The 26,963-nt window shown below is 58.4% G+C and carries 23 protein-coding genes and 2 pseudogenes; 17 read left to right on the plus strand and 8 right to left on the minus strand.

Annotated elements, in window-relative coordinates; all coding sequences use genetic code 11:
* A pseudogene (locus ACIOUG_RS00005) lies at positions 1-248 on the minus strand (glutamine synthetase); the annotation flags it as partial.
* A gap of 113 nt (positions 249-361) precedes the next feature.
* Here ACIOUG_RS00005 and ACIOUG_RS00010 point away from each other — a divergent pair.
* From ACIOUG_RS00010 to ACIOUG_RS00030, 5 genes are all read left to right on the plus strand, one after another.
* Positions 362-1,258, plus strand: a complete 897-nt coding sequence (locus tag ACIOUG_RS00010) for a helix-turn-helix domain-containing protein (RefSeq protein WP_401061511.1) — start codon at positions 362-364, stop codon at positions 1,256-1,258.
* A 95-nt stretch (positions 1,259-1,353) separates the two neighbouring features.
* The gene (locus ACIOUG_RS00015) at positions 1,354-1,863 is read left to right on the plus strand and encodes a sigma-70 family RNA polymerase sigma factor (RefSeq protein WP_401061513.1); all 510 of its coding nucleotides are present in this window, start codon (positions 1,354-1,356) and stop codon (positions 1,861-1,863) included.
* Positions 1,863-2,825, plus strand: a complete 963-nt coding sequence (locus tag ACIOUG_RS00020; RefSeq protein ID WP_401061515.1) for a FecR domain-containing protein — start codon at positions 1,863-1,865, stop codon at positions 2,823-2,825. Before ACIOUG_RS00015 ends, ACIOUG_RS00020 begins: the two co-directional genes overlap by 1 nt.
* Before the next feature lie 67 nt (positions 2,826-2,892).
* On the plus strand, positions 2,893-5,295 hold the full coding sequence (locus tag ACIOUG_RS00025; protein WP_401061517.1) for a TonB-dependent receptor: 2,403 nt from the start codon (positions 2,893-2,895) through the stop codon (positions 5,293-5,295).
* A gap of 119 nt (positions 5,296-5,414) precedes the next feature.
* A complete protein-coding gene (locus ACIOUG_RS00030) occupies positions 5,415-5,930 on the plus strand; it encodes a cupin domain-containing protein (RefSeq protein ID WP_401061519.1) in 516 nt (171 codons plus the stop codon).
* A gap of 184 nt (positions 5,931-6,114) precedes the next feature.
* Here the strand turns inward: ACIOUG_RS00030 and ACIOUG_RS00035 are convergent, their stop codons facing one another.
* On the minus strand, positions 6,115-6,726 hold the full coding sequence (locus ACIOUG_RS00035) for a dTMP kinase (protein ID WP_401061521.1): 612 nt from the start codon (positions 6,724-6,726) through the stop codon (positions 6,115-6,117).
* A 324-nt stretch (positions 6,727-7,050) separates the two neighbouring features.
* On the opposite strand from ACIOUG_RS00035, the gene ACIOUG_RS00040 reads away from it, so the two are divergent.
* Positions 7,051-7,710, plus strand: coding sequence for a carbonic anhydrase (locus tag ACIOUG_RS00040; RefSeq protein ID WP_401061523.1), 660 nt, complete (start codon positions 7,051-7,053; stop codon positions 7,708-7,710).
* Positions 7,711-7,871: 161 nt separating this feature from the next.
* On the opposite strand, the gene ACIOUG_RS00045 is transcribed toward ACIOUG_RS00040, so the two are convergent.
* The 3 genes from ACIOUG_RS00045 to ACIOUG_RS00055 form a co-directional block, all read right to left on the minus strand.
* Positions 7,872-8,120, minus strand: coding sequence for a CsbD family protein (locus ACIOUG_RS00045; protein WP_401061525.1), 249 nt, complete (start codon positions 8,118-8,120; stop codon positions 7,872-7,874).
* Positions 8,121-8,262: 142 nt separating this feature from the next.
* Positions 8,263-8,955, minus strand: coding sequence for a DUF695 domain-containing protein (locus ACIOUG_RS00050; protein ID WP_401061527.1), 693 nt, complete (start codon positions 8,953-8,955; stop codon positions 8,263-8,265).
* 43 nt (positions 8,956-8,998) lie between these two features.
* Positions 8,999-9,583 carry a TetR/AcrR family transcriptional regulator gene (locus ACIOUG_RS00055; RefSeq protein WP_401061528.1) on the minus strand — a complete coding sequence of 195 codons (585 nt, stop codon included), beginning with the start codon at positions 9,581-9,583 and terminating at the stop codon, positions 8,999-9,001.
* A 196-nt stretch (positions 9,584-9,779) separates the two neighbouring features.
* Here ACIOUG_RS00055 and ACIOUG_RS00060 point away from each other — a divergent pair, with 196 nt between their 5' ends.
* The 10 genes and pseudogenes from ACIOUG_RS00060 (at position 9,780) to ACIOUG_RS00105 (ending at position 20,228) form a co-directional block, all read left to right on the plus strand.
* Positions 9,780-10,457 (plus strand): type 1 glutamine amidotransferase domain-containing protein, encoded by a 678-nt coding sequence (locus ACIOUG_RS00060; protein WP_401061530.1) that lies wholly within the window; start codon positions 9,780-9,782, stop codon positions 10,455-10,457.
* 97 nt (positions 10,458-10,554) lie between these two features.
* Positions 10,555-11,679 carry an alkene reductase gene (locus ACIOUG_RS00065; protein ID WP_401061532.1) on the plus strand — a complete coding sequence of 375 codons (1,125 nt, stop codon included), beginning with the start codon at positions 10,555-10,557 and terminating at the stop codon, positions 11,677-11,679.
* A gap of 183 nt (positions 11,680-11,862) precedes the next feature.
* Positions 11,863-12,018, plus strand: a pseudogene (locus ACIOUG_RS00070) (GTP cyclohydrolase I); the annotation flags it as partial.
* A 106-nt stretch (positions 12,019-12,124) separates the two neighbouring features.
* Positions 12,125-12,667: a DUF3833 domain-containing protein gene (locus ACIOUG_RS00075; protein ID WP_401061534.1), complete on the plus strand. Its 543-nt coding sequence runs from the start codon at positions 12,125-12,127 to the stop codon at positions 12,665-12,667.
* Positions 12,668-12,699: 32 nt separating this feature from the next.
* Positions 12,700-13,005, plus strand: coding sequence for a DUF6482 family protein (locus ACIOUG_RS00080; RefSeq protein ID WP_064587549.1), 306 nt, complete (start codon positions 12,700-12,702; stop codon positions 13,003-13,005).
* Between the two features lie 13 nt (positions 13,006-13,018).
* Complete coding sequence (locus tag ACIOUG_RS00085) at positions 13,019-14,557, plus strand: cryptochrome/photolyase family protein (RefSeq protein ID WP_401061536.1); 1,539 nt, start codon at positions 13,019-13,021, stop codon at positions 14,555-14,557.
* A 157-nt stretch (positions 14,558-14,714) separates the two neighbouring features.
* Positions 14,715-15,158, plus strand: coding sequence for a TspO/MBR family protein (locus tag ACIOUG_RS00090; protein ID WP_401062419.1), 444 nt, complete (start codon positions 14,715-14,717; stop codon positions 15,156-15,158).
* A 205-nt stretch (positions 15,159-15,363) separates the two neighbouring features.
* Entirely contained in the window at positions 15,364-17,769 is a 2,406-nt protein-coding gene (locus ACIOUG_RS00095) for a glucose/quinate/shikimate family membrane-bound PQQ-dependent dehydrogenase (RefSeq protein ID WP_401061538.1), read from the plus strand.
* 105 nt (positions 17,770-17,874) lie between these two features.
* Positions 17,875-19,161, plus strand: coding sequence for a carbohydrate porin (locus tag ACIOUG_RS00100; RefSeq protein ID WP_401061540.1), 1,287 nt, complete (start codon positions 17,875-17,877; stop codon positions 19,159-19,161).
* 164 nt (positions 19,162-19,325) lie between these two features.
* On the plus strand, positions 19,326-20,228 hold the full coding sequence (locus tag ACIOUG_RS00105) for a bestrophin family protein (protein ID WP_401061541.1): 903 nt from the start codon (positions 19,326-19,328) through the stop codon (positions 20,226-20,228).
* A gap of 49 nt (positions 20,229-20,277) precedes the next feature.
* Here ACIOUG_RS00105 and ACIOUG_RS00110 read toward each other — a convergent pair whose 3' ends face one another.
* The 3 genes from ACIOUG_RS00110 to ACIOUG_RS00120 all read right to left on the minus strand — a co-directional run bounded on the left by ACIOUG_RS00110 (position 20,278) and on the right by ACIOUG_RS00120 (position 23,438).
* Positions 20,278-20,520 (minus strand): hypothetical protein, encoded by a 243-nt coding sequence (locus ACIOUG_RS00110; RefSeq protein ID WP_007967139.1) that lies wholly within the window; start codon positions 20,518-20,520, stop codon positions 20,278-20,280.
* Between the two features lie 270 nt (positions 20,521-20,790).
* Positions 20,791-21,420, minus strand: a complete 630-nt coding sequence (locus tag ACIOUG_RS00115) for a DUF3885 domain-containing protein (RefSeq protein ID WP_401061543.1) — start codon at positions 21,418-21,420, stop codon at positions 20,791-20,793.
* Between the two features lie 158 nt (positions 21,421-21,578).
* Positions 21,579-23,438, minus strand: coding sequence for an ABC transporter ATP-binding protein (locus ACIOUG_RS00120; protein ID WP_401061544.1), 1,860 nt, complete (start codon positions 23,436-23,438; stop codon positions 21,579-21,581).
* A gap of 215 nt (positions 23,439-23,653) precedes the next feature.
* Here ACIOUG_RS00120 and ACIOUG_RS00125 point away from each other — a divergent pair, with 215 nt between their 5' ends.
* Positions 23,654-26,893, plus strand: coding sequence for an AAA domain-containing protein (locus ACIOUG_RS00125; RefSeq protein ID WP_401061546.1), 3,240 nt, complete (start codon positions 23,654-23,656; stop codon positions 26,891-26,893).
* Positions 26,894-26,963 lie beyond the last annotated feature (70 nt).

Here is a 26,963-nt window from a genome sequence, read left to right on the forward strand (position 1 = left end):
ATGTCGTAGTCGACAAAATCCCCGGTTACAGTTTGCAGCAGCTCACTTTCCGGCAGGCGCATGCCTCGTTCATGCAGGAACTTGTTGGTCGGTGCGATCTTGCCGCGGGCGATGCCGGTCAGGTCGCTGACCACACATTCAACTTCGGTAATCTTGTGATCTTTCAGCCACGTGAACAGCTGATCGAAAGGGGCATTCATAAAGACCTCGTTATTGGTTTTATAGACGCCGGGGAGGGCGGGTTTCATCTTCCGCCCCTTCCCCTGTGGCGCGTTGACGACTATCTTGGGCGTGCCTTGCAGTTCCATCTATCCACTTTAAGCAGCACCAAAGCGCACCAAAAGAGTGCGCAAGGTCTCCCATGACAACGTGTAATCCGCTACAGGTTCAGGCTTTCAATACCGCTGATGTCAGCGAACAAATTCGCGCCACGCCGGGTTGGGTCCAGCATTACCAGCAGATGTCTCCGGGGCATTTCGCCGGGCAGATCCGCTATCTGGACCTGGAGGGTGTGCAGGTCTACGAAGAGCAGATGAACACCCGCGTCGAGCAGACATTCAGCGCGCCATCGGGTGCCTTGGCGTTCTGTTTCGATCGCAGCGACAACGCGCTGTATCTGCTGAATGAAGACAGCCGCAACATCTGGATCACCCCGGAGAACTACCAGGAAATCGCTGTGGTGTTCGGCCCGCAATTCGTCCGTCAGCACGGTCTGGATGTGGCGAGACTCGAGGGATTGTTCATGGCGCCGCTGAACTGCGGACAGAACGCGTTGTTCAGTCGCTGGTTAAGCTCGACTCTCACGAAGTTGTCGCAAGCTGTTGATCCGTTTGATAAAGATTCACTGACTCAGCAGTTACTTGAAGATTGCCTGTTCATCCTCGACAACGCACACACCCGGCTTGATCGCGGCGGATTACAGCGGCGTAGCGAAGAACGGACGATCATGAAGCGAGTAGGGGAGTGGGCGGCCGATTCGCCGGAAGAGACCGTCAATCTGCTCGAACTCTCGAAGGTCGCAGGGGTGCCATTGCGGCAATTGCAGCAGGCATTCAAGGCCTACACCGGGATGACCCCGAGTCACTGGTTGCGCCTGCGCCGGCTGAACAGTGCACACCGCGAATTGCTCAAGCGCCGGCCCACGGAAACCACCGTGGCCGAGGTGGCGATGCACTGGTCGTTCTGGCATCTGGGGCGATTTTCCAGCAGTTATCGGGCGCTGTTCAAAGAGCTGCCGAGCGAGACGCTGAAACGCTAGAGATTGCCGTAACGGGCAAAAACATCTTTGTGTCCCAAGCGAAGTTAAATAGAATCAGTCTCATTTGAATCTGACTTCGCGCAGGGCCTCTTGAGATGACTGAAGCAGCGACGCCATCGCCGCAGCACCTGCACGAACTGTATCGCGATCACCGCGGCTGGCTGGAAACCTGGCTACGGCGACGTATGGGCAATGCGTGGGATGCGGCGGACCTGAGCCAGGACACGTTCTTGCGTGTGCTGTGCAGCGCTCAACCGATTGCCGACATGCGCGAGCCACGCGCGTATTTGTTGACGGTGGGCAAACGCCTTTTGAGCAACTTCTACACCCGCCGCAGTCTGGAAAAAGCCTATCTCGAAGCCCTCGCGCAACTGCCGCAAGAGTGTGTGCCGTCGCCCGAGCAGCGTTGGCTGCTGCTGGAAACCCTGCAAGCACTGGATGAGTTGCTCGATGGTTTGCCCCGAGCGGTGCGCCGAGCGTTTTTATGGAGTCAGCTTGAAGGCCTCGGGTACCGCGAAATCGCCGAGCGCTTGCAGGTGTCCGAGCGGACCGTCAAACGATACATGGCGCAAGCCTACGAGCATTGTCTGCTGGTGGATCTTTGATGCGCGTTGCCCCCAGTGAAGAAGCCCGCGAAGTCGCCCGCGCCGCCGCGCAATGGCTGGCGTTGATTGAGTCCGGTGAAGCCGGCGCTGACGATCATGCGCAATTGCAGACCTGGCGCAACAGCGATAGCCGGCACGAAAACGCGTGGCAGAAAATCCAGGGCTTGCGCGCACGGTTTTCCGCACTGCCTTCTGCGCTGGCCATGGCTACGCTGGATCGTCCGGACGCTGCGCGTCGGGCGGCGCTGAAACGTGCGCTTGGCATCGCGGCACTGGTGCCGGCGGCCTGGCTGATCAGTCGGCAACTGCCGCTGGATGTCTGGCGCGCCGATTTGCAGACGAGCACTGGTGAACACAAGACATTGCCGCTCGCGGATGGCAGTTCGTTGCAGCTCAATACCGACAGTGCCGTCAATGTGGATCTTGCTGCCGGTCAGCTGACGCTGGTGCGTGGCGAGATGGCACTGGACGTACCAGGCAACTCGGCCCTGATCATCAATGTGCCGTACGGACGAATCATCGTCAGTCACAGTGAGATTTGCGTGCGTCTGAATGAGCGTGACTGCAATGTGTCGGTGGTCAGTGGCTCGGTGCAGTTGCAACCGTCAAGCGGGCCGGCGCTGATGCTCGATCAGGGCCAGCAGATCAGCCTGCAGGCTTCTGGTATGGGTTCTGTCCGGGCGTTCGATGTCTTGATGCCGAGCTGGCGCGACGGTGTACTGATGGCGCAAAACCAGCCGCTGGGGGATTTTCTCCGCGAATTGAGCCGTTATCGCCCAGGCGTCTTGCGCTGGGATCCGCAGCTGGAGTCGTTGCGCATCACCGGCAGTTTTCGCCTGGAGAATACCGATCAAGTGCTCTCACTGTTGGCGGCCAGCCTGCCGATCGACGTGCAGAAACGCACGCGCTTCTGGGTCTCTGTCGTTCCGCGAAAACCCTCCCAGTCAAAAAAAACCGCCTGATACCTGTCCCTTTTTTTCGCCTCGCTGGTCATTCCAGGCAAGTGAACCCAATCGAGAGCTTCTTCCTATGCCTGCAGTATTTCCAGGTCGTGTCCGTCCGTTGTTGCAGTTGAGCCTTCTGCTGAGTCTGAGTGCCAGCCCGGTGTTGATTCCCTGCAGTTGGGCGGAAAGCGTCGAGCGGCGCGGTTATCAGGTCCCGGCCGGCAGTCTGGGTGCTGCACTGACCCGGTTTGCCGGGCTGGCCGGGGTCAATCTGTCGGTAGATCCCGCTTTGGTCAGCGGGCGCAACAGCAAGGGTTTGACTGGCGTGTTTGGCGTGGAGGAGGGCTTCACCCGGTTGTTGCTGGGGTCCGGTCTACAGCTGCAACCGGTGGGCGACCGCGCTTACACGCTCATTCCCGCGCCGGACGGCGGTAGTCTGGAACTGGCACCCACTTCGATTCTTGGATCGACGGGTACCACAGATTCCGAGGTTTTTGCCGGTGGCCAAGTGGCCCGCCGTGGCTCGCAAGGATTGCTGGGTTCCAGGGATTTCATGGAGACCCCGTTCAGCATGACCACTTACACCAGCGAAACGGTGAAAAACCAGCAGGCCCGCACTCTGGGCGATCTGATCGCCAGCGATCCCTCGGTGCGCGCGACCAACCCGGCAGGCGGCCGTTATGAGCAATTCACCATCCGCGGTTTCAGCCTGTTCAACAGTGATGTTTCCTACAACGGGCTCTACGGGGTTCTGCCCACTTATACGATCGACATGGAAATGGCCGAGCGCGTCGACATCCTCAAGGGCCCGAGCCAACTGATCAACGGGATTTCACCGCGGGGCAGTGTAGGAGGGGGGATCAACGTGGTGCCCAAGCGCGCCGGCGATCAGCCGAATACATCGCTGACGGCCAGTTACGCTTCCAACAATCAGCTCGGCGGCGCCGTCGATATCGGTCGTCGTTTTGGTGGGGACAACAAGTTCGGCCTGCGTTTCAACGGCGTCAAGCAATCGGGCGATACGGAATGGGATCACCAGAGCGTCGATCGCGACATGGCCGTGCTGGGCCTGGATTTTCGCGGTGAGCGCCTGCGGCTTTCCACCGATATCGGTAACACCGAGCGCGCTACCGATGCGCCGCAAGAACGGGTGCAGGTCGGTGCAAACGCTAAAGTTCCTGACGCCGATGATGTGCGCGACAACTACGCGCAACCGTGGAGCCAGGCGCGAACCAAAGATACGTTTGCCACACTCAATGGCGAGTTCGATGTCAGTGATTCGGTCATGTTGTATGGCGGCGTCGGCGCCCGTAAAAGTAACCACGATTTCCTTCGGCATGCGGTGTCGGTGACCAACGATGCCGGCGATTTCAGCGTTCAACCGCGGGATTTCACCCGTGACGAGAATGTCCGGACTGCCACGGCGGGTGTGCGCAACTGGTTCCATACCGGCTCGGTCAGTCACGAGCTCAACCTGGCGGCCAGCTACTTCTACATGGATTTCGAAAATGGTGGCGCACGGTATGCGGCAGGGCGCAGCAATCTGTATGACCCGGTGGAAACCGCACACCCGCAAACGCCAACACGCTACGACGCCAAGGTCTACACGGAAAACCGCTTCAGCGGCGTAGCACTGTCCGATACGTTGGGTTTCTTCGATGATCGCCTGTTACTGACTCTTGGCGCCCGTTGGCAAAGGGTTCAAGTCGACGACTGGAGCGATGATGTGAAGGGCGATACGGCCTATGACGAAGAAAAACTCTCACCCTCGGGCGGCATTCTGTTCAAGGCGACGGACAAGCTGTCGCTTTACGCCAACTACATGGAAGGCCTCAGCCAAGGGAAAATTGCGCCATCGACATCAGTCAATGAGGATGAAATCTTCCCGCCCTTTATCAGCCGACAAGTCGAAGTCGGGGCCAAATATGATGCGGGTTCGTACGCTCTGACGGCCTCCGTGTTCCGGATCAGGCAACCTGCGTACGAGACCAACGCCTCGACACGAGTCTTCGGCTCTAACGGCAAACGACAGAACGATGGTGTGGAATTGAGTGTGTTCGGCGAGCCGTTCAAAGGGCTTCGATTGCTCGGCGGCGTGATGTACATCGACAGCGAACTGACCCAGACCACCAATGGAACCTTTGACGGTAACCGCGCGCCGGCGACCCCCAAATACAACGTCAATCTCGGCGCAGAGTGGGATGTACCCAGTGTGCAGGGACTGACCCTGACAGGGCGCGGAATCTATTCGAGTTCGCAGTATCTGGATCAGTCCAACCAGAAGGAAATCGACGCCTGGGAGCGATTCGACGTGGGCACGCGTTATGCCTTTAAACTCGACGACAAGACCATCACCGTACGCGCCAATGTCGAAAACGTATTGGATAAACGCTACTGGAGTTCGGCAGGCGCATCAGATGACAGCGAGCCCGGATTGACGCTTTCGACGCCACGGACTTATCTGTTATCTGCAACGGTGGATTTCTGAATGGCCTGCTTGAATAAGCAGGGTAATATCGTTGATATTCGGCGATCTACTGTTAACTACACTAAATAGCCGTTTAGTAGAGCTATTGGGAAATACGCCGCCGTTCACCGGAGCAGACCATGTCTCAACGCACAGTAAACGCACAAACCTTGATTCGCGCGCTGGGTCTGCAATCTCACGTGGAAGGCGGTTATTTCCGCAGAACCTATCAGGCCGATCATCGAGATATGCTTGATACCGTTGGCGGCCCACGATACCTGATGACCTCGATTTACTACCTGTTGACCGAGCAATCACCGGTGGGCCAATTTCATTTCAATCACTCCGACATTGTGCATTTTTTCCATCTGGGCGATCCCATCGAGTACAGCATGATCCACGCGGACGGCTCGCTGCACACGCTGGTAATGGGTAAAGACGTTCTGGCGGGACAGCATCTGCAGATGCACGTACCAGGCGGAATCTGGAAAGCTTCGCGACTCCTTGAGGGTGAACATGGATTTGGCTTGATCAGTGAAGCCGTGTCGCCGGGATTTGATTTTGCCGACATGGAGATGGGGGATCGGCAAAAACTGACAGCGCAGTTTCCACAACATCGGATGTTGATTGAAAAGCTGACGCGGAATGATGATTGAGAACACGCGAACTCAGGTGAAGCCAAAGCTTGGAAAAACAAAGTCCAAGGACGATGTTCTGGTTTGAAATGCTGTGCGTAACCCGGTTAATCTCGAAACATCTTGTTACGTGTAATGTATATTATGTTAAACCGTGTATTACGCAATGCGCCTCCTGCACCAACGTCTGTCTCCACTCCTGCAATCACCCCAGCACCCTATAGATCTCAGAAACCACCTGCATCGTAGCGTCCTCGATTGTTCCCTCATTACGGCACAGAACCCAACCGTGCTCCTTGACCGCTTGCTCGAACATCTGTGTACACGCCATATGCTCTGCGTGCTTCTGGATCACAGTACCGCCCAATCCTCGCGCTCGCGTCGCAGCCCTTGTCCATGAAATATCCGGATCGGTGACGACGCCGACATGCAGATCCGGCACGCGCACGTCTCGATCCAGATTCAACTGAAGAATCTCGGCAAACGGGACGGTTCGGCGAAACGCTGCATCCGACGGATACCAGCGATCAATCAGAATAATGCTGTCCAGCGGCTGCTCTGTCAGCACGTTGCGGGAAATCCAGCGACGACTATCAGCCAGGCGCTGGCACACAGCCCATTCCAGATCCTGGGATGGATTTCTGGCGAGCGCGTTGATCAGGGCCATTGTTTCACCCCGGAAAGGATCACTTTTTCTCTCGCAAAGCCGGATGACTTTCTTGTCGCCGGCCCTCAGTACTTTCGTAACGGCCTCCAACAGCGTGGTTTTGCCGGTGCCTTTGGGGCCATCCAGAGAAACGAACAGCGGACGATTCATTGTTCACATAACGATGGATTTGCGGTTTTCTGCCTCTGTACATTCGCTGGAACCGCTTGGTGCAAGTGCGCGAAAACAGACATGGACACCCACTCTAACCGCATTTCTGGCATTCCAATGGCTGAATTCTCATTTCCAACGACATGACCCTGCCCTCGCCCGACCACCCCGCTATTTTCACAAGCGCCCCGCTGCCATGAACATCATGTTGCAGGCATCGAGTACAGCCAACACCTGCGCCGTCTGCAATAATGCCGACCACAGCGGCGCGCAGGCATATCGAGTGCTCGTGCCCACATCAGCTATTCGGGCTTGGAGGACTTCATGCAGGACATTATTGACGGCTTTCTGCGCTTTCAGCGCGAGGTTTATCCGCAACGCGTCGAGCTGTTCAAGCAGCTCGCGACGGCACAAAATCCGAAGGCGTTGTTCGTCACCTGCTCGGACAGTCGGGTTGTGCCGGAGCTCCTTACGCAGCGCGAGCCGGGCGAACTGTTCGTGATTCGCAACGCCGGCAACATCGTGCCGTCTTACGGCCCTGAACCGGGCGGCGTGTCGGCTACCGTCGAGTATGCAGTCGCCGTGCTGGGCGTACAGGACATCGTGATCTGCGGTCACTCGGACTGCGGGGCGATGGGCGCGATTTCGCGCTGCACGTGCCTGGATCATCTTCCAGCGGTCGCCAACTGGCTACGTCACTCGGACGCCGCAAAAGCAATTAACGCGGCGCATGAATTCGACACGCCTCGCGCGAAGCTCGATGGTCTTGTGCGTGAAAACGTGATCGCGCAACTGGCGAATCTGCGCACGCATCCATCGGTGGCCCTCGCGCTTGAGCAGGGCCGCTTGAATCTGCACGGCTGGGTCTACGACATCGAAGCGGGATGCATCGATGCACTTGATGGCGCAACGCGGCAATTCGTTTCACTTGCGGATTCGCCGACCACCGTTGCGATCGCTGCGCGTCACGGCAAACAGATGTGATGGCGACGTGACAGGAATACTGCTTTTCCCGCGCGATGAGCGGGCGAAAGTTGAATCCGTAACGTCCATGAACCTGGTTAAAACAAAGGGCCCCGAAGGGCCCTTTGTTTTAATTCAATTTTCCAGTCTTTCAACGTCTGGTGAAAAACTCGGCCATTCAGTCAGCGACGAAAAATCCGGTTTATCAGGATCAGTGCCGCAGCGCCTATCGCGATTGCAGCCATCGGCTTTTCTTTGACGAAAGTCGACACATTATCCAGCGCATCGCCGTAGGATTTAGTCAGCTGTCCAGCTGCTTGATGTCCGGCACCTTCAGCTTCCATCTTCGAATCACCCATCAGTCTCCCGACCGCGCTCTGCGCTTTACCGGCCAATTTTTCTGCTACGCCTTCTACTTGTTCACTCTTCATGATTCATAAACCTTCGTGTAAGTGGGAAGCTGAGTCTCGACAGAAAAATTGACTGGTGGCTGAGAGTGGGAGTTCCACTTTTATTCGCTACCGATCGTCACTGGTGCTCAAAAAGGCTAACCGCCGCGCCTGCATACGCATTTCATTCCATACACAATTTGGGGGTGACACGAATATCTTGTGCGGCTTGCCCCAAGGTGGTCGGTGTCACGTCCCTCTGCGCCTTCAACTCGATGGGGTATGGACCGGTCTGTGCCAGAGCGGCTCGTACCTTGGCGATAAAGGCTTCATCGCTTTGCGTATAGAAGATCCACTCCCGCTGTTGCCCACCGGTGGCCGTGCATATCCACTTCGCCAGCCCGTTTTCCTGCACCGCCGACATGATCAGCACCTGCATTTTCTCCATCTGCAGGGCGTCTCGACGCTCCGGAATGAGACGCGCTGAGGAATATTTCCAGACGATTCGTGCCTTGAACGGCAGCGCTTGCTTTTCAGCCAGCGAAATCGAATCCACTCCCCTGTAGGACAGAGGGATAGGTGTATCCGGGAAATCCGAAGGTTGGTACTTGCTGTCGGGCATTTCGATGACCTGCAAACGCTGCAGATGAGCCGGGTCATCGTCAAGCAGCGCTTCAAGCGCTTCCTTCCTCTGGCGATCTCGCTCAGCCACACAGTGATCGTACCCGACAGTGTTTACCGGGCCGGCGTCGAGGCAAGGGTCGCGCTCGACCGGTCGGGGCAACGTGTGGCTGGAGCAGCCGCTGAGAAGCACGCTGGCCAATGCCAAGATGCAAGCCCTTGGCGTTTGAAAAACAGGAGTGTGCAGGACGCCCATTGACGCCTCCTTGGCGGGTGGGGAGAAATGGTCGTGGGTGTCCTCAGCTTTGCAACAGCCGTTTGGTCATCACCATCGACGTCTGCAACGACTGCCCCGTGCGCTGCAGCTTGTTCAACAAACTGGCGCCCAACCACAGTTGGTAAAGGGTTTCTGCCAGTTGTCGAGCATCGGTGTCCGGCAAACTTTTATCCAACTGCCCTTCTTCCAGGCACGTCGTGATGCGCGCAACGATGCGCTCGGCGCCGTCACGCAAGGTCAGGCGCATCGACTCGGACAAGTCGGCAACTTCCGCGCTCAGCTTCACTACCAGACACTCATCGCCATGGCCTTCCAGGGTGCAGCGGTTCTGCCAGCCCTGCCAGTAATCCATCAGCCGCTCACAAGCACTGAGTCCGGGCAGAGTCAGACGGCGTTCCATGTCTGCGAGGTAGCCGACAAAGTAGTCCTCGAGCAGCGCCTGGCCGTAGAGTTCCTTGGATTTGAAGTAGTGATAGAACGAGCCCTTGGGCACACCGGCGGTCTGCAGGATCTCGCTCAGGCCAACGCTGGTGAAGCCCTTTTCGGCCATCATGCGGTGGCCGGTGTCGAGCAGGTGTTGGCGGGTATCGTCGTAGGTCGGTTTCATGGGGCGCAAAATACCAAACATTAGACCAGTCGTATATTTCTGATGAGCAGCAGTTTGCCACAGTGATCGCGCAGAAACACGGCGGCAAAAAATTACTAGACGACCGGTCTAATATGAATCTATTCTGCGCCCGTCACTCCTTCCGAGGTGTCGCAGACGAACCCGTCGAGGACACCAGACCAATACAGGGCGCTCTATGAAAATCTTGATGGTTCTGACTTCCCACGATCAGCTTGGCAACACCGGCAAGAAAACCGGCTTCTGGCTCGAAGAGTTCGCGGCCCCCTACTACGCCTTCAAGGATGCCGGCGCGCAGATCACCTTGGTGTCGCCGGCCGGCGGCCAGCCACCGCTCGATCCGAAAAGCGATGAGCCCGATGCGCAAACCGCTGAAACCGAGCGTTTCCGCCAGGACCCTGCTGCCCAACAGGCACTGGCCAATACCGGGCGCCTGGCGGACGTCAGCGCTGCGGACTTCGATGCTGTGTTCTATCCCGGTGGCCATGGCCCGCTGTGGGATCTGGCCGAGGACAAGCATTCGATCGCCTTGATCGAAGCCTTCGACCGCAGCAACAAACCTCACGGTTTCGTCTGCCATGCGCCGGGCGTTCTGCGTCACGTGGTGGCTGCCGACGGCAAACCGTTGATTCAAGGCCGCGATGTCACCGGTTTCACCAATGCTGAAGAGGCGGCTGTGGGCCTGACCGATGTCGTGCCGTTCCTGATCGAAGATGAATTCCAGCGTCTCGGCGGCCGCTATTCCAAGGTCGCTGACTGGCAGGTTCACGTGGTGACCGATGGTCAACTGATGACGGGTCAAAACCCTGCCAGCTCGGCAGCCGTCGCTGAAAAACTGCTGGAACTGTTGACCTGAGCCCTCCAGCCCCGCCAGACACCGTGCGCATCACGCACGGTGTTTTTTTTACCGCATTAATAGTCGACTGGTCTAATAAGACCAAAACAGGAATTACATGAAAAACAGCCCTTACTTCACCCCCGTCACCCTGGGCCTGCATACCCTGAAGAACCGCATCGTCCTGCCTCCGCTCACCCGCCAGCGCAGCACACAACCGGGCAATGTCGCCAATGCATTGATGGCCGAGTATTACCAGCAACGTGCCGGCGCCGGTCTGCTGGTCACCGAAGGCACGCAGATCGAACCTCGCGGTCAGGGCTACGCCTGGACTCCCGGCATTCACACCCCTGAACAAATTGCCGGATGGCGCAAAGTCACCGAAGCGGTTCATGCACAGGACGGCGTGATATTCGCCCAGCTTTGGCACGTCGGGCGTGTGTCCCACACCGCGCTGCAACCCGGTGGCGCGGCACCGGTTTCAGCGTCTGCCATCGCCACCGAGCGGGTCAGCGTGTTCATCGAAACCGCGCCGGGCGCCGGGGAGCTGGTGACGCCATCCGCGCCGCGAGCGCTGAGTACCGATGAAGTCCAGGAACTGGTTCAGCTCTATATACAAGCGGCGCGCAATGCGATGGACGCCGGCTTCGACGGGATCGAACTGCACTGTGCCAACGGCTATCTGGTGAACCAGTTCATTTCCGCCCACAGCAATGTGCGCACCGATCAGTACGGTGGCTCGCTGCACAATCGCCTGCGTTTTCTGCGCGAAGTGGTGTCGGGTGTCGCCGAGTGCATCGGCAAAGAGAAAGTCGGCGTGCGGTTCGCGCCGCTGTTCACCACCACCGATGAAGCGCGCACCTATCTGGGCATGGTCGAGGAAGACCCGCACACCACTTATATCGAAGCAATCAAGGTGCTTGAGGATGTGGGCATTGCCTACCTGTCCATTGCCGAAGCCGACTGGGACGATGCGCCGGTGATGCCGCAAACCTTCCGCCGTGCGGTGCGCGATACCTTCAGTGGCGCGATCATTTATGCCGGGCGCTACAACGCAGAATCCGGTGCGCAATTGCTTGAATCGGGACTGGCGGATCTGGTGGCGTTCGGTCGTCCGTTCATGGCCAACCCGGACCTGCCGGCGCGCCTCGCCAATGACTGGCCGCTCAATCCGCTGAATCCTGCGACGGTCTACGGCGGCAATGCCGAAGGCTATGTCGATTACCCGACCTACAGCGAATAATTTCGCGAATTCGCCCAGCGCTCCCACTCCCCGGGAGCGCTTCCTCTTCTGCCCCGCTACCCCCGCAACCTCCGGCGCTGCGCTGTGAGGTGTTCGCATCTGCACAAAAAAGATTGCCGGTTGATTGTCAGCTGGATTCTTTCAGCCTATCTTCAATAAAACCTATACAACATCCTTATCTGCGTACAACTACTCCGCGAGGCCCGGCACATGTGCATGACGATGCGCGGCGTCGAAAAGCAGCATTCGATCATGACCTCCTCGGTGATGCTCGACGCCTTCCGCGAAAGCTCAACGACGCGTCAGGAATTTCTGCAATTAGTCGGGCGGCGAAGTTGATTTCTGATCTCCGACAGGCGCGATAAACCTGTACACGGCAAATTCACTGTACAAGAACGATATTCCCAACTTCACCTCCATACCTGTGCACTCAGGGAGAAAGGCAATGGCCCGACTTGTGCTCTTACTGGCTCTGGTACTCAGCGTTGCGAGCTGCGGCAGCGTAGATGTCAGCCACTATGCCGATCAGCAACCGGCGCTGGATCTGCAGCGTTTTTTCAGCAAACCCGTAAAAGCCTGGGGGATGTTCCAGAAGCGCTCCGGGGAAGTGGTCAAGCGCTTCGAGGTCAACATCGTCAGCCATCGTGAGGGCGACAACCTGATTCTCGATGAGCGGTTCGTGTATAGCGACGGCACGCGCCAACGCCGCGTCTGGACCCTGACGCCGGAGGGCCAGGGGCGCTGGAGCGGTCGCGCGGGTGATGTGGTGGGTGTCGCCACAGGTCAGGTCGCCGGTAATGCGCTGCACTGGCGTTATCGCCTGAATCTGCCGGTCGATGGCTCGACCTATGAAATGAGCATGGACGACTGGATGTATCAAATGGACGAGGACACGCTGATCAACCGCACCAGCATGTCCAAACTCGGTGTTGAAGTCGGCCAGGTGACCTTGTTCTTCCGCCGCCAAGGCGCGGGAGAAAATCAATGAACAGTGCTGAATTGATAGGCAAGGAGTGAAGCATGAATCTGCAAACCCTGACCGAACGTGCGGCCAACAGCGAAATTCGTGAGTTGGAACTGCTGTCGCTCGAAGGTGGATTTTATCTGGCCCGCATCCGCCTCGATCACGGCCAGTTCACCTTGCTCGACGACGCGGCCAAACCGATGCACCTGCGGTCAATCACCCATCTGCGCGACTTGCTGCAGACCGTGCCGGCATTCCCGTGCGTGCTGGTGCAGCAATGCGTGCACGACGAAATGTGCGGGCGCGATACCGGGCCTGTCGAAGAGCTGCGCATTCCTTTTTCGCTGACCACACCGCTATGAACGGATGCTGTGAATGAACCAGAACCGTCGGTTGTGCCTGGTGCTGGGCGATCAGTTGTCCTTCGACCTGGCTTCCTTGCAGACGCTCGATAGCGAGCGCGACACTGTGTTGCTGGTCGAGGTCATGGAAGAAGCCAGCCATGTACCGCACCACCCGCAAAAGATTGCGCTGATCTTCAGTGCCATGCGCCATTTCGCCCAGGCACTGCAAGATCAGGGCGTTCGTGTTGAATACGTGACCCTGGATGATCCGCACAACAGCGGCTCGGTACCGGGAGAATTACAGCGCTGGCAACAGCGGCTGCAGGCCGAGGAAGTGCACGTCACCGAGTGCGGGGACTGGCGCCTGGAGCAATCGATCAAGGATTGTGGTCTGGCCGTTTATTGGCATGCCGATACACGCTTTCTGTGCAGTCGCGCCGAGTTTGCCGCTTGGGCTGCCGGCAAAAAGCAGTTGCGCATGGAGTTTTTCTACCGCGAGATGCGCCGCAAGAGCCGCTTGCTGCTCAATGGCGACGGCACGCCGGTGGGCGGCGCGTGGAATTTCGATGCGGAGAATCGCAAGGCCCTGCCCAAAGGCGTGAAGGCGCCCTACCCGGTTCGTTTCAGCAACGACGCCATGACCCGCGAAGTGCTGGCGCTGGTGACGGCGCGCTTCAGTCATCACTACGGTGCACTCGACGACTTCAACTACCCGGTCACCCATGCCGACGCGCAGGCGCTGTGGGAATATTTTCTGGATTATGGACTGGCAGGCTTCGGGGACTATCAGGACGCCATGGCCAGCGACGAACCGTTCCTGTTTCATGCGCGCATCAGCGCCGCGCTCAACATCGGCCTACTGGATTTGCGTCAGCTGTGCAGCGATGTCGAGTCGGCCTATTGGTCTGGAAGGATTGCGCTGAATGCCGCTGAAGGTTTCATCCGGCAACTGATCGGCTGGCGTGAATATGTGCGCGGCGTGTACTGGCTGCAAATGCCGGACTACGCACAGGGCAATGCATTCGGCAACAGTCGGCCGCTGCCCGAGTTCTACTGGACGGGCGCTACGCAGATGAACTGCATGCGCCAGGCCATCGGCCAGAGTCTGCAGCATGCCTACGCGCACCACATTCAGCGGCTGATGGTGACCGGCAATTTTGCCCTGCTCGCCGGGATCGCGCCGAGTCAGATCTGTGAGTGGTATCTGGCGATCTACATGGACGCCTTCGACTGGGTCGAGTTGCCCAATACCTTGGGCATGGTCATGCATGCCGATGGCGGTTACCTCGGTTCCAAACCCTATTGCGCCAGTGGCCAGTACATCAATCGCATGTCCGACTATTGCCGCGGCTGCGCCTACAAGGTCAGCGAAAGTACCGCGGACAATGCCTGCCCGTTCAATTCGTTGTACTGGCATTTTCTGATGCGCCACGGTGAACAACTGCGCGGCAATCAGCGTATGGCGATGATGTACAAGAACCTCGACCGCATGCCGCCAGCCAAACAAGCGGCGCTGTGGCAACGCGGGCAAGCACTGTTGGCCCGCCTGGATAATGGCGAGTCGATTTGAGGGACAGCCAGCGTCGGGAATGGTCTGGCCCGGGGTGAAACTTAACCACGACGCGTCCTGTCAACGGATGGACAGTGCCCGAGCGCTACCGCCGCTGTTGTGCACGTGTGTTCGATGCAACCCAAGCAGACCGGCTGCGGCCAAGGAGTATTAAATGGTGACTTTTCTGATTTTTCTGATCGCCTGCGGTGCCGCCGCGACCACCGGGGTCATGTTCAAACCGGGGCCTTGGTACGCAGCGCTCAACAAGCCCAGGTTCACCCCGCCCAACTGGGTATTTCCGCTGGCATGGACGACGATCTATCTGCTGCTGGCCTGGGCGGGTTACCGCTTGTCCTTGATTGCCGGCAGTGAACAGGTATTGGCCCTGTGGGCGGCGCAAATTGCGCTAAATACTTTATGGACGCCGGTGTTTTTCGGCGCGCAGCGGATATTCGCGGCGATGGTCATCCTCGTGCTGCTCTGGCTGGTGGTCGCCGCGATGGTGGTCCTCGCGTTGCGCCTGGATGTGATCACCGGGTTAATCCTGTTTCCTTATCTGGTCTGGCTATCTGTGGCCGCCGCGTTGAATTTCTCGATTCTGCGCAATAACCGAGGCTGAGGACGCTAGCTGTCACAAATCACATTTTTTCTGACACAAAAGGTTTTTTGCGTTCCTTTGATATGCCTGCCGGGCCGTTGAGCTGCTGTATTCCCCGTTGAAACCGGTCATTCAGCAGAGAACTACGCTTCATTCTGAATTAGTGATTTAACTAGGTAGTTACCTATCTATATAATGCACGCCTCATTTCAACGGGACATTCAACGTGAAGCAGAGTCAACGCCTCTCGGGCATATCAAAATTCATTCTGGTCGGGTTGGGGGTGATCATCGCCCTGCTCGGCCTGGCACTTGCGGCTGGCGGAGTGAAGCTGGTCAGCCTGGGAGGGTCGTGGTACTTCCTGGTCGGTGGTCTGGTGATGGCCGTTTCCGGTCTGCTGATCGCTCGCTTCAAGACTGCCGGCGCCTGGCTGTTCGCGGCATTTCTGCTCGGAACCGCGATCTGGGCCGTGAGCGATGCCGGGCTGGTGTTCTGGCCGGTGTTCTCGCGTCTGTTCATGTTCAGTGCCGTGGGTCTGGCGGTGACGCTGGTCTACCCGCTGCTCAAACGTGCCAACGGTGGCGTTCCAGGTCGTGGCGCCTACGGCCTCGCGGCGGTGTTGGCCATCGCCCTGGCGGTGGCTGCCGGCAACATGTTCGTTGCACACCCGACCGTCGCGGCAACCGGCACTGGCCCGGGCCTGACCCCGGTTGAGCCAGACAAGGCGCAAAAAGACTGGGCGCACTACGGCAATACCGAAGGCGGCAGCCGCTTTGCTGCGCTGGACCAGATCAACCGCAACAACGTCGACAAACTGAAAGTGGCGTGGACCTACCACACCGGTGACGTCGCCGAGAGCGATGGCAACGGTGCCGAAGACCAGCTCACCCCGCTGCAGATCGGCAACAAGGTGTTCATCTGCACCCCGCACAACAACTTGATCGCGCTGGATGCCGACACCGGCAAAGAGCTGTGGAAGAACGCGATCAACGCCCAGTCGAAAGTCTGGCAGCGTTGCCGTGGCATGGCCTATTTCGATGCGACCAAGAGCATCGCTCAGCCAAGCAATTCGAGCATCATCGAAGCCAAGCCTGCGCCGGCTGCCAATTGCCAGCGCCGTCTGCTGACCAACACCATCGATGCCCGCCTGATCGCGGTCGATGCCGACACTGGCGAGTTCTGCCAGGGTTTCGGCAACAACGGCCAGGTTGATCTGAAGGCCGGTCTCGGCGATGTGCCGGACAGCTACTACCAGCTCTCCTCCGCTCCGTTGATGGCCGGCACCACCGTGGTGGTGGGCGGTCGTGTCGCCGACAACGTACAGACCGACATGCCGGGCGGCGTGATCCGTGGTTTTGACGTGATCACCGGCGCCATGCGTTGGGCCTTCGACCCGGGCAACCCGCAGGACAAACAGGCCCCGGCCGACGGCAGCACCTATGTGCGCAGCACGCCGAACAGCTGGGCGCCGATGTCCTACGATCCGGCGACCAACACCGTGTTCCTGCCGATGGGCAGCTCGTCCACCGACATCTATGGTGTCGAGCGCAGCAAACTCGATCACACCTACGGCGCCTCGATCCTCGCGCTGGACGCCACCACCGGTGATGAACGCTGGGTGTTCCAGACCGTGCACAACGATCTCTGGGACTTCGACCTGCCGATGCAGCCGAGCCTGATCGACTTCACCAAGGACGGCAAAAGCGTTCCGGCGCTGGTCATCGGCACCAAGGCCGGGCAGATCTACGTGCTCGACCGTGCCACCGGCAAGCCGTTGACCGACGTTAAAGAAGTACCGGTCAAAGCCGCCAACATCCCTAACGAACCATATTCGTCAACCCAGCCAAAATCGGTGGGCATGCCGCAGATCGGTGCCCAGCACCTGACTGAATCGGACATGTGGGGCGCTACCCCGTACGACCAGTTGCTGTGCCGGATCGACTTCAAATCCATGCGTTATGACGGCCTGTACACCGCGCCGGGTACCGACAAATCGCTGAGTTTCCCGGGTTCGCTGGGCGGCATGAACTGGGGCAGCATCTCCACTGACCCGGTGCACGGTTTCATCTTCGTCAACGACATGCGCCTGGGTCTGTGGATTCAGATGATCCCGTCGCAGAACAAGGCTCAGGCCTCCTCCGGCGGCGAAGCGTTGAACACCGGCATGGGCGCGGTACCGCTCAAAGGTACGCCGTATGCGGTGAACAAGAACCGCTTCCTGTCGGTAGCCGGCATTCCTTGCCAGGCACCGCCGTTCGGTACGCTGACCGCGATCGACATGAAAACCCAGAAAGTCGCCTGGCAGGTTCCGGTCGGCACCGTTGAAGACACCGGTCCGCTGGGCATCCGCATGCACCTGCCGATCAAGATCGGTTTACCGACCCTCGGCGGCACCCTGTCGACGCAAGGTGGCCTGATCTTCATCGCCGGCACCCAGGACTTCTACCTGCGCGCCTTCAACAGCGCCAACGGCGAGGAAATCTGGAAGGCGCGTCTGCCGGTCGGCAGTCAGGGCGGCCCGATGACCTTCGTTTCGCCGAAGACCGGCAAGCAATACATCGTCATCACCGCCGGTGGTGCACGTCAGTCGACCGATCGCGGCGACTACGTGATGGCTTACGCCTTGCCGTAAGCCGCAGCGCCCGTGTTGAACACGGGCGCTTTCTTTTTGCGCGCGGCACCTGAGGGTGCCGCGCCGCTTTCCGATATTGCTATAGCTTTGAGCAGGAAGATCTCCATGTTTGGTTTTACTCGTAACGGCTGGGTCAACGGCGTGCTGTTGGGCCTGACCTGCACCACCCTGCCCGCCTTCGCCGATACCGATTCGAACCTGTTGACCCGCAATACCCTGACCGGTGATTGGGGCGGTCTGCGGCACCAGATGGACGAAGACGGCATCAAGTTCACCGGCGATTACACCGGGGAAATGGCTTACAACGCCGATGGCGGCCTGCACCGCTCCGGCCGTTACTCGCAGAACATCAAGCTCGGCGCGCAGTTCGACCTGAGCAAGTTGTATGGGGTTGAGAACGCCGGCAAGGTCCAACTGACGATCAACGACCGCCGTGGCAACAGCGCTTCGGAAGATCTGGTTGGCAACCGTCTGCCGATCCAGGAAAACTACGGCGGCCTCTACACCCGCCTGACCGAACTCAGTTACGTGCGCAGCCTGTTCACCCCGGCGCTCAACGTGAAACTGGGTTACATGGCCATGGGCAATGACCTCGGCGGCCTCGACAGCGGCATCCTGTGCAACTTCATGAACGCCGGTTTCTGCGGCCATCCGCTGAACATGTCCGGCGGCAGTGGCTGGACCAACTACCCCAACGCGCACTTGGGCGTGCGGGTGAAGTACGACTTGTCATCCTCGTGGCAATTGCGCGTGGCCGCGTTCAACGTCGATCCCGAAAGTAACGGCAACTCCAGTCGCGCCTGGCATCTGGGCCCGAAACACACCACCGGCACCGTGGTGCCGATCGAGCTGGTGTACAAGCACGCGGGTCAATTGCCCGGCGAATACAAGCTGGGTTACTACTACGACAGCTCCGACGTGAAACGCATCGGCAGCGACAAAGAAGTCTCCGGTCGTGGCGGTCACTATCTGCTGATCGATCAGGCCGTATGGAGTTCGCAATCGTCCGAGGGCCGCAGCCTGCACGCCTTCGGCCAATACTCGGCGGCCAGCGAAGCGGCATCGCCGTTCAGCAAGTGGTACGGCACCGGTCTGGTGCTGTACAAACCGTTCGAAGGTCGCCCGCGTGACACCGTTGCCCTGGGCTACGGCCGCGCTGTGCCTAACCCGCGCAGCCGCGACGTGCAGCAGGACGCCGCCATGGCCAACGGCACGCAGTTCCCGAACCTGAACAGCGGCGAGCAGTTGATCGAACTCGGCTACGGCTATCAGGCCACCCCTTGGCTGACGCTGCGCCCGAACATGCAATACATCATCGAACCGGGCGCGTTTTCCGGTCAGGACATCGACAATGCGTTGGTGTTTGGCTTGCAGGTGAAAGCTTCGCTCTGACTTCTGGCAGAACTGCAGGCAATAAAAAACCCGGCGTAATGACCGGGTTTTTTATTGCCTGACAATTGTCGTAACCAAGATGCGCGGTCGACAGCGAACCTTTCCCCCCGAACCAGCGTCCGAGCTAAGGCGTTCACGCTTACCGCTTGCCACGAGGTTCCCGTTTGAAAGCTGCCATCGTCAAAAAATACCGTCTGATCATCAAGACCATGGGCTATGTGGGCTGGTCGCTGTTCTGGCTGTTGCTCTGGGACATCGCCGTCACCGTCGACTTCATGTTGTTCCTCAACGCCAAGATAAACCTGCCGCTGATGCCACTGACATTGCTCGGTTCGGCGCTGGTGGTGCTGATCAGTTTCCGCAACAGCAGCGCCTACAACCGTTGGTGGGAAGCGCGAACGCTGTGGGGCATGATGATCAACAGCTCCCGCAGCTTCGCCCGCCAGGTGCTGACGCTGCTGGATGACCCCGATAACGAAGTGAATCCGCTGAAAGCGACGCTGTTGCGCCGCCATGTGGCGTATGTAAATTGCCTCGCGGCGCATCTGCGAGGCCAGCCTTGCCCCGAGGAAGTCCGCGCATTTATCCCGGAAGATGAGTTTGCCCGCAGCGCCACCACCAACAACTTTGCCAACGACATCCTCACCGGTTCCGCGTCGTTGCTCGCCCGGGAATACAAGGCCGGGCGGCTGGACAGCATTCGTCTGGCACGGCTGGAAGCGACAATGGTCGATCTGTCCAACAGCCAGGGCGGCATGGAGCGAATCGCCAATACCCCGCTGCCCTACCCTTACGTGTATTTCCCGCGCCTGTTTATCTCGCTGTTCTGCCTGATTGTGCCGGTAGGGCTGGTGGAGTCGCTGGGCTGGTTCACCCCGCTCGCCTCGACGGTAGTGGGCTTCATGCTGCTGGCCATCGAACGCATCGGCACTGATCTGCAAAGCCCGTTTCGCCACAGCGAGCACCAGATCCAGATGGAAGCCCTGTGTGAAACCATCGAGAAAAACCTGCAGTCGATGCAGCGTGATTCGTTGGGGGATTCGCGCAGGGTTGAAGAAACCGCTTGAAGTCGATCTGAAGGACGCCAGGGCGTGAAGCCCTGGCGAGTCGCAAGTATTACTTTTTCTTTTTCGCCGGCTTGTCAGCCTTCTTTGAATCCTTGGCCTTTTCCGGCTTGCTATCAGCTTTCTTTGCCGACTTTTTCGGTTCGGCGTCTTTCTTCTTGTCTTTCTTGTCGGAAGACTTCGAAAGCGCCGAGGCTGCAGCAGATTTCTTTTCCGGCGAGGACTTTTTGTCTTTCAAGTCCTTGCTGGCTTTCGAAGCATCGTCTTTTTTGCTTTTCTTCTCGTCTTTAGCCACGTTGACCACCTCTCGGAATGTGCCGGAATTGGCACTGGGCCTGTGCGATTGAACACAAGCTGATCGTTAGGCGCGCGCGTTCGGACGGGGTTCAGATTATTTGGATGCCTCGACTGGTTGAATCCACACCCGAAAAGCGGTCATTGGGTTTTGCTGGCAGACGGCACCAGGCCCGCAGCAAGTGCCTCTATTAATGCACTGACCAACTACAATGAAACGATGGACATGAGAGCTGCGGGCACGGTTTCAGCTCCAATCCAAGCAAAGACGCTAACTCGCAAGTCCTTGGAATGTGCTGTCCATCGTATGTCGGTCGTAACCCAACAGATATATATGATGCTGACGATACAACTGTGAAAGAAAATCTTTGTTGGGGCCGACTACATCCATGCCTCTGTCGTCGTACGGAAAAACCATGACGTGCTTCTTCAAATTGAAAAGGTATATAGCGCATTCGGGGTTAGGCTGAATTGCGCCGAAGTCACTAGCCAAAGCACACCAAAGAAATGCTTGAAGCAGAGTCGCTGGCGCTTCAAACGCAATGTTGATCCAATACTCCGGCTCACTTTCGCAAAACCATTCCTCGGGGTCTATTTTTTCACTCCAGACTGAGCGTTGCGTGGGTATGTTGATACCGGCAGAACGGAGAGCGAGAATCCGGGATCTATGAGCAAATCGATTGCTACCCGAATGAACGCGCAGACAAGCAACAAGCGTCGCATCATCAAGGAAGATATCGCTGCAGATCTTCGTTGATTTTAGAAGTGCCGTTTGAAATTGCTGAATCACTCCACCCGTTTCAGAGAGCTCAAAACGCAGACCTCCTGGATAGGAATAGAACAGTGGTCTGGCAAATGCGCACCCGCCAAACATCCTGTCAATTTCAAGTTGTAGATTCACTTTATCCCTCATGGCTAACTAAAAGCCCGATTCTCTAGCCATGGGCGCTGCCAAGGTCTCAGCCAAGCCGCAGCGCCCGCGTCGCTTTTAGCCGTTAACGGCCAATCAGCTGTTTAATACCATCGATTTATCGCCTCCCCGGCCGCACACCCTCTTACTCACGCCTGATCCATAGCCTCGATCACGCCCTTGTCCTCCCCCAGGAAGCCGCCGCTCTGATGCGCCCACAGCCGCGCATAAACACCATTCTTCTCCAGCAATTCACTGTGGGTGCCCTGTTCAATGATGCGCCCGTCATCCATCACTATAAGCCGGTCCATCGCCGCAATCGTCGACAGTCGATGAGCAATCGCAATCACGGTCTTGCCCTGCATCATTTCATCGAGGCTTTCCTGAATTGCCACTTCGACTTCCGAGTCCAGCGCACTGGTGGCTTCGTCGAGTAGCAGGATCGGCGCGTTCTTCAGCATCACTCGGGCAATCGCCACGCGTTGACGCTGTCCGCCGGACAGCTTGATTCCGCGTTCACCCACCAAGGTGTCGTAACCGGTGTGGCCTTGCCGATCGCTCAACTGGCTGATGAACTCATCCGCCTGGGCATTGGCGGCCGCGCGGCGGATTTGCGCGTCGGTTGCATCAGGCCGGCCGTAGGCGATGTTATCGCGAATCGAACGGTGCAGCAGCGAAGTGTCCTGGGTGACCATGCCGATCGCACTGCGCAGGCTGTCCTGGGTCACATGCGCAATGTTCTGGCCGTCGATACGGATCTCGCCGCTGTCGACATCATAGAACCGCAGCAACAGGTTGATCAGCGTCGATTTGCCCGCACCGGAGCGGCCCACCAGACCGATTTTTTCGCCGGGACGAATGCTCAGGCTCAGGCCATCGAGCACCTGACGTTCGCCGCCGTAGTTGAACTTCACTTTGTCGAATGTCACCGCGCCGCCAGAAGTGACCAGCACGCCGGCGTCCGGCGCGTCCTGCACCTTGGTGCCCTGGGTCAGCGTGGCCATGCCGTCCTGGACGGTGCCGATGCTTTCGAACAGCGAGGTCATTTGCCACATGATCCAGTTCGACATGCCATTGATCCGCAACGCCATTGCGGTGATCGCCGCCACCGCGCCGGCACCGACATCGCCCTGGTGCCACAGCCACAGGGCGTACCCGCCGGCGGACATGATCAACCCGACCACCAGCGCCTGATTGACGATTTCGAACAGGCTGACCAGACGCATCTGGCGAAAACCGGTCTGCTTGAAATCCTCCATCGCCGCCCGCGCGAAGTGCGCTTCGCGGTTGGAATGGGAGAACAGCTTGACCGTGGTGATGTTGGTGTACGCGTCGGCGATACGCCCGGTCATCATCGACCGCGCATTGGCCTGCTCCTGCCCGACCTTGCCCAAACGCGGCACGAAGTACCACATGGCCAGGCCGAACAGCACGACCCAAGCGAGGAACGGCAGCATCAGCTTCAGCGCAAAGCCGCCGGCCAGGGCGATGATCGCGATGAAATACACACCGATCCCGGGCAAGATTTCGATCATGGTGAACAGCACGTCGCGCACGGCGAGTGCCGTCTGCATCACCTTGGTGGTGACCCGGCCGGAGAACTCATCGGAGAAAAACGAAAGGCTTTGCCGCAGCATCAGCCGATGGAAATCCCAGCGCAGGCGCAGCGGCAGGTTAATCGCCAGAATCTGGTGCTGGACCATGGTGCGCAACGCCACCAGCCCGACACTGAGCACCATGATAATGCCCATGCCCCACAACACGCTGCGTTCCTGCACCGCTGCTTCGCCACCAGCCTGCCAGGTCGAAAGCAGGTCAACGACCTGACCGAGGAAGGAAAACAGCCACGCTTCATAGATCGAAACCGCGGCACTGAGCAGCGCCAGCGCGAGGATGTAGCCGCGAGCCCCCCGCGTGCACGCCCAGAGAAATTTAGCCAGACCGTTGGGTGGCGGTGGCACCTCGTCAGGCGGGAAAGGGTCGAGTCTTCGTTCGAACACACGAAGCATGGTGGTCTCCAAAACATTCAAGTCAGGGAGATTCTGCCACCGATTGGATCCCCAGAGGTCTTTGTGAAAAAGTGTGTGCTCATCGCGACTGGACAAGGACGTGCCGGGTTGATAACGATGCGTCCGCTGCCATCGACCGATGATCCCGCGAAGGGTGATGCCTGATATCCTTGGCTCAAAGGAATTCAGGCCCAGCGCTTTCAAGGACGCTTTAAATGAACTCGCAAAATATCGTGCGCTATTGGCACGCTGTCGAATTGTTGCAACCCCAGGCAGTCCCCAAGCTGAAAAAGCGTGATGGCGACTACCAACCGTTTTTTCAGGACATCCCCACCACGGCGCAAATCCTGCCGTGGATGCCGGCCAACCCACTGAGCCGGCAGCGCCTGCCGAGCAAACGCGTATGGAGCCACACGCTCTACGCACACCTCTACGACAACCTGACGGTCGCTCACCGATTAGCAGAGTTGTACGGGGCAGACCAAGGTTACAAAGAACCACAAAAACGTGTTTCCGCCCTGTACGCGCTGAAGTTCAACGATCAAGGCATGATGCTGGTCGACAGCCTGGTATTGTCCAGCGAGGCATGGTTCCTCGGTTGCGCGATCAATAACAGGGACTGGACACGCGGCTTCGAGGAAACCCAAGACCGTCTGCGTGAACATTCCAGAAGCCTGTTGGGTGGAGTGGTTCAGGCGGTCGATCTGGCTTACCTGACTGACTCCATCCGCAAAACCCTGGGACTTGAAGAGTTTTTCGGCGACGTGCAGCGTTCGCATCGCTTCCGCTCGGCGCCGATCAACCCGAACAAGTCAGAACAGGAAGACGACCCGCTCAACAGCTTCCTGCTCAGCGATCTTGCCGACATGGCCGACGCGCTGTCTCGGGGCGAAACGAGTGTGCCATTGGCCCAGTATCTGCGCCATCACGACTCGACTCAGCGACTGCACCTGGACAAGTGTGAAACTGATCTGGCATTGATCAATCGTCTGGCACCGTCCAACTACTGCGCCGGTTGCTGGCCCGCTGAGAGGCATCTGGGACTGGTGCACTCACAGCAACTGGCCGTCAATAGCCTGCTGCAAACCCTCGGCAATACCCCCGGCATCATGGGCGTCAACGGCCCACCGGGAACCGGCAAGACCACCCTGCTCCGCGACCTGATTGCTGCAGTGGTGACACAACGGGCCGACGTACTGGCTTCACTGAGCAGGGCCTCAGAAGCATTCGTCAAGGACGGCCGTGAATCCGCCAACGACAGCGGACGCGAACGCGTCGCCTATCAGCTCGACCCGCGCCTGTTCGGTTTCGAGATGGTGGTCGCCTCCTCCAACAATGGCGCCGTCGAGAATGTAACCCTTGAGTTACCCCAGAAAGACAAGGTCGACCCGTCCTGGTTGCCCGATGCGGAGTACTTCAGCGAACTGGCCGAGTTGACCAGTGGCAAGCCTGCATGGGCAATGATTTCTGCAGCGTTGGGCAGCAAAGCCAAACGCACTCAATTCGTCGACCGCTTTTTCTACGGCAAGACTCCGCCTAAAGCCGATAAGGCCAAAGATGACGCGGATACTACGGATTCAGAAACGCTCGACATCTGGGGCCTGGATGATGACCCTTGCGACGGCGAACCTTCGGCTGCGCCCCGTGGCATCGACGACACCGAACCGAAGACGCCGCCCAAGGGCATGTACGAATGGCTGGCCGAACAAGCTGCATTGATGAAGGCGTTCACATCCACCGAAAAAGCCAGTCTCTGGCGTGACGCAGTCAAGCGTTACCAAGACGCCAAGGATGCAGAACAAGTTGTGCGGGCCCACGTTAGCGATATTCTGACGCGGATTGAGGCCGTAATCAGCGCCAAGGCCCGGGTCAAACAGATGCAGGAGCATCTTCAGGTCCGCCACGCCCAGCGCAGCGAACTCGATAAGGAACAAATCACGCTGGAAGCCCTGCAGCTAGCGCCAGCGCGCGAGCAGTTGCAACGCGAACTCCAGGCGCTTGAATCACACCTGTTAAAAAAACCTGGCTTTCTCGCCAACCTGTTCAGCTTGTGGGGCGCACATCGTATGTGGGCTGCCCGACAGCGTTTGCTGGAAGGCACGTGCACCTTGGCCAAGGACGCGTTCGACAGCGTCCAGCGCCAGCTGCAGCGCATCATTGGCCGACTCAGCGAGCTCGATCAACAACTGGCCGCAGATGAACTGGAGATCGACGAAGCCCTGCGACATGCCGGCATACAGGTCGATAAGGCACGCGGCGTTGCTCAGGCCGGACAGGCCGAACACCTGTTGTTCTGGCTTGAACATGACCAAATCGGCAGAGGAAGCGAAATCGAACTGGCCGAGCCGTGGATCGTCGAAGGTTGGCGTCAGGCCCGGGCGAAGGTCTTCATCGAAGCACTCAAATTGCACCGCACGTTCTTCCAGATTGAAGCCTCGCGCATGAGCTACAACCTGACTTTCGTCACCAGCACGCTGACCGGCAGTCGTTATGGTGGTGTTTCTCAGTCCATAGTGCGCTCGGCATGGGCTTCGCTTTTCATGGTTGTACCGGTACTCAGCAGTACATTCGCCTCGTTCGCCCGCTCCTTCGGCAGCCTGGGGTGCGGCGAGATTGGCTGGTTATTGGTCGATGAAGCGGGTCAGGCTACGCCACAGGCAGCTGTGGGAGCACTATGGCGCTCGCGCCGCGCCGTATTGGTTGGTGACCCACTGCAACTGGAACCGATCGTCACGGTTTCCGACGCTGTACTCGAACACATGCGCACCCGTTATAAAGTCGATGCTCACTGGCTGCCGAACCGCCAGTCCGCTCAGACACTCGCCGATGAGGCCACTCCCTGGGGGCGCATGGCCGGGCCGAGGGGGAAAAAATGCTGGGTCGGCCTGCCCTTGGTGGTTCATCGTCGCTGCGATAGACCCATGTTCGACCTGGCCAACCGCATCGCGTACGACGGCGCAATGGTCTACGGGACGATCGCCCCCTCACCTGCCAAGGAAACACCGGCCTCATTACTCACCGGGTGGGTGCATGCCAGTGGAAGGTCCTCCGGCAACTGGGTCGATAGTGAAGGTCAGGCACTGGACCGTTTGTTGGTGCAGCTCAAGGCCGATGGCGTACCGCTGGACAGCATTGCCGTCATTACGCCGTTTCAGGATGTGCGCAACCATCTCAAGGATCGCCTTCACGCCAAGATGGTTCGCGGCACGATTCACACGATGCAGGGCAAAGAGGCGGCGGTGATCATTCTTGTACTAGGCGGAAGCAGTGAAAACGAAGGGGCTCGTGAATGGGCAGTGTCTAAACCCAATCTGCTCAATGTCGCTGCCACTCGGGCCAAACGCCGGCTGTATGTGATCGGTGATCGCAATGACTGGAAGCAGCGCAAACTCTTTTGCGATGTCATGGAGTTTTTACCCAACCATTGCGAAATGACCACCTGCAGCACGGTCTGACGAAAAACGTTTTTGCCCCTTTGACCGCTCTTCGCAGTAGCGGTCAGAGGGGCAATGCTCGTCAATCCCT

It is taken from the genome of Pseudomonas sp. NPDC087803, assembly GCF_044742995.1.
In the GTDB taxonomy this organism is placed as follows: domain Bacteria; phylum Pseudomonadota; class Gammaproteobacteria; order Pseudomonadales; family Pseudomonadaceae; genus Aquipseudomonas.

What these genes read in the sequence shown, in the direction of transcription:
- ACIOUG_RS00010 (WP_401061511.1), top strand. Translation starts at nt 362, where the DNA reads ATGACAACGTGTAATCCGCTACAGGTTCAGGCTTTCAATACCGCTGAT.
- ACIOUG_RS00015 (WP_401061513.1), top strand. Translation starts at nt 1,354, where the DNA reads ATGACTGAAGCAGCGACGCCATCGCCGCAGCACCTGCACGAACTGTAT.
- ACIOUG_RS00020 (WP_401061515.1), top strand. Translation starts at nt 1,863, where the DNA reads ATGCGCGTTGCCCCCAGTGAAGAAGCCCGCGAAGTCGCCCGCGCCGCC.
- ACIOUG_RS00025 (WP_401061517.1), top strand. Translation starts at nt 2,893, where the DNA reads ATGCCTGCAGTATTTCCAGGTCGTGTCCGTCCGTTGTTGCAGTTGAGC.
- ACIOUG_RS00030 (WP_401061519.1), top strand. Translation starts at nt 5,415, where the DNA reads ATGTCTCAACGCACAGTAAACGCACAAACCTTGATTCGCGCGCTGGGT.
- ACIOUG_RS00035 (WP_401061521.1), bottom strand. Translation starts at nt 6,726, where the DNA reads ATGAATCGTCCGCTGTTCGTTTCTCTGGATGGCCCCAAAGGCACCGGC.
- ACIOUG_RS00040 (WP_401061523.1), top strand. Translation starts at nt 7,051, where the DNA reads ATGCAGGACATTATTGACGGCTTTCTGCGCTTTCAGCGCGAGGTTTAT.
- ACIOUG_RS00045 (WP_401061525.1), bottom strand. Translation starts at nt 8,120, where the DNA reads ATGAAGAGTGAACAAGTAGAAGGCGTAGCAGAAAAATTGGCCGGTAAA.
- ACIOUG_RS00050 (WP_401061527.1), bottom strand. Translation starts at nt 8,955, where the DNA reads ATGGGCGTCCTGCACACTCCTGTTTTTCAAACGCCAAGGGCTTGCATC.
- ACIOUG_RS00055 (WP_401061528.1), bottom strand. Translation starts at nt 9,583, where the DNA reads ATGAAACCGACCTACGACGATACCCGCCAACACCTGCTCGACACCGGC.
- ACIOUG_RS00060 (WP_401061530.1), top strand. Translation starts at nt 9,780, where the DNA reads ATGAAAATCTTGATGGTTCTGACTTCCCACGATCAGCTTGGCAACACC.
- ACIOUG_RS00065 (WP_401061532.1), top strand. Translation starts at nt 10,555, where the DNA reads ATGAAAAACAGCCCTTACTTCACCCCCGTCACCCTGGGCCTGCATACC.
- ACIOUG_RS00075 (WP_401061534.1), top strand. Translation starts at nt 12,125, where the DNA reads ATGGCCCGACTTGTGCTCTTACTGGCTCTGGTACTCAGCGTTGCGAGC.
- ACIOUG_RS00080 (WP_064587549.1), top strand. Translation starts at nt 12,700, where the DNA reads ATGAATCTGCAAACCCTGACCGAACGTGCGGCCAACAGCGAAATTCGT.
- ACIOUG_RS00085 (WP_401061536.1), top strand. Translation starts at nt 13,019, where the DNA reads ATGAACCAGAACCGTCGGTTGTGCCTGGTGCTGGGCGATCAGTTGTCC.
- ACIOUG_RS00100 (WP_401061540.1), top strand. Translation starts at nt 17,875, where the DNA reads ATGTTTGGTTTTACTCGTAACGGCTGGGTCAACGGCGTGCTGTTGGGC.
- ACIOUG_RS00120 (WP_401061544.1), bottom strand. Translation starts at nt 23,438, where the DNA reads ATGCTTCGTGTGTTCGAACGAAGACTCGACCCTTTCCCGCCTGACGAG.
- ACIOUG_RS00125 (WP_401061546.1), top strand. Translation starts at nt 23,654, where the DNA reads ATGAACTCGCAAAATATCGTGCGCTATTGGCACGCTGTCGAATTGTTG.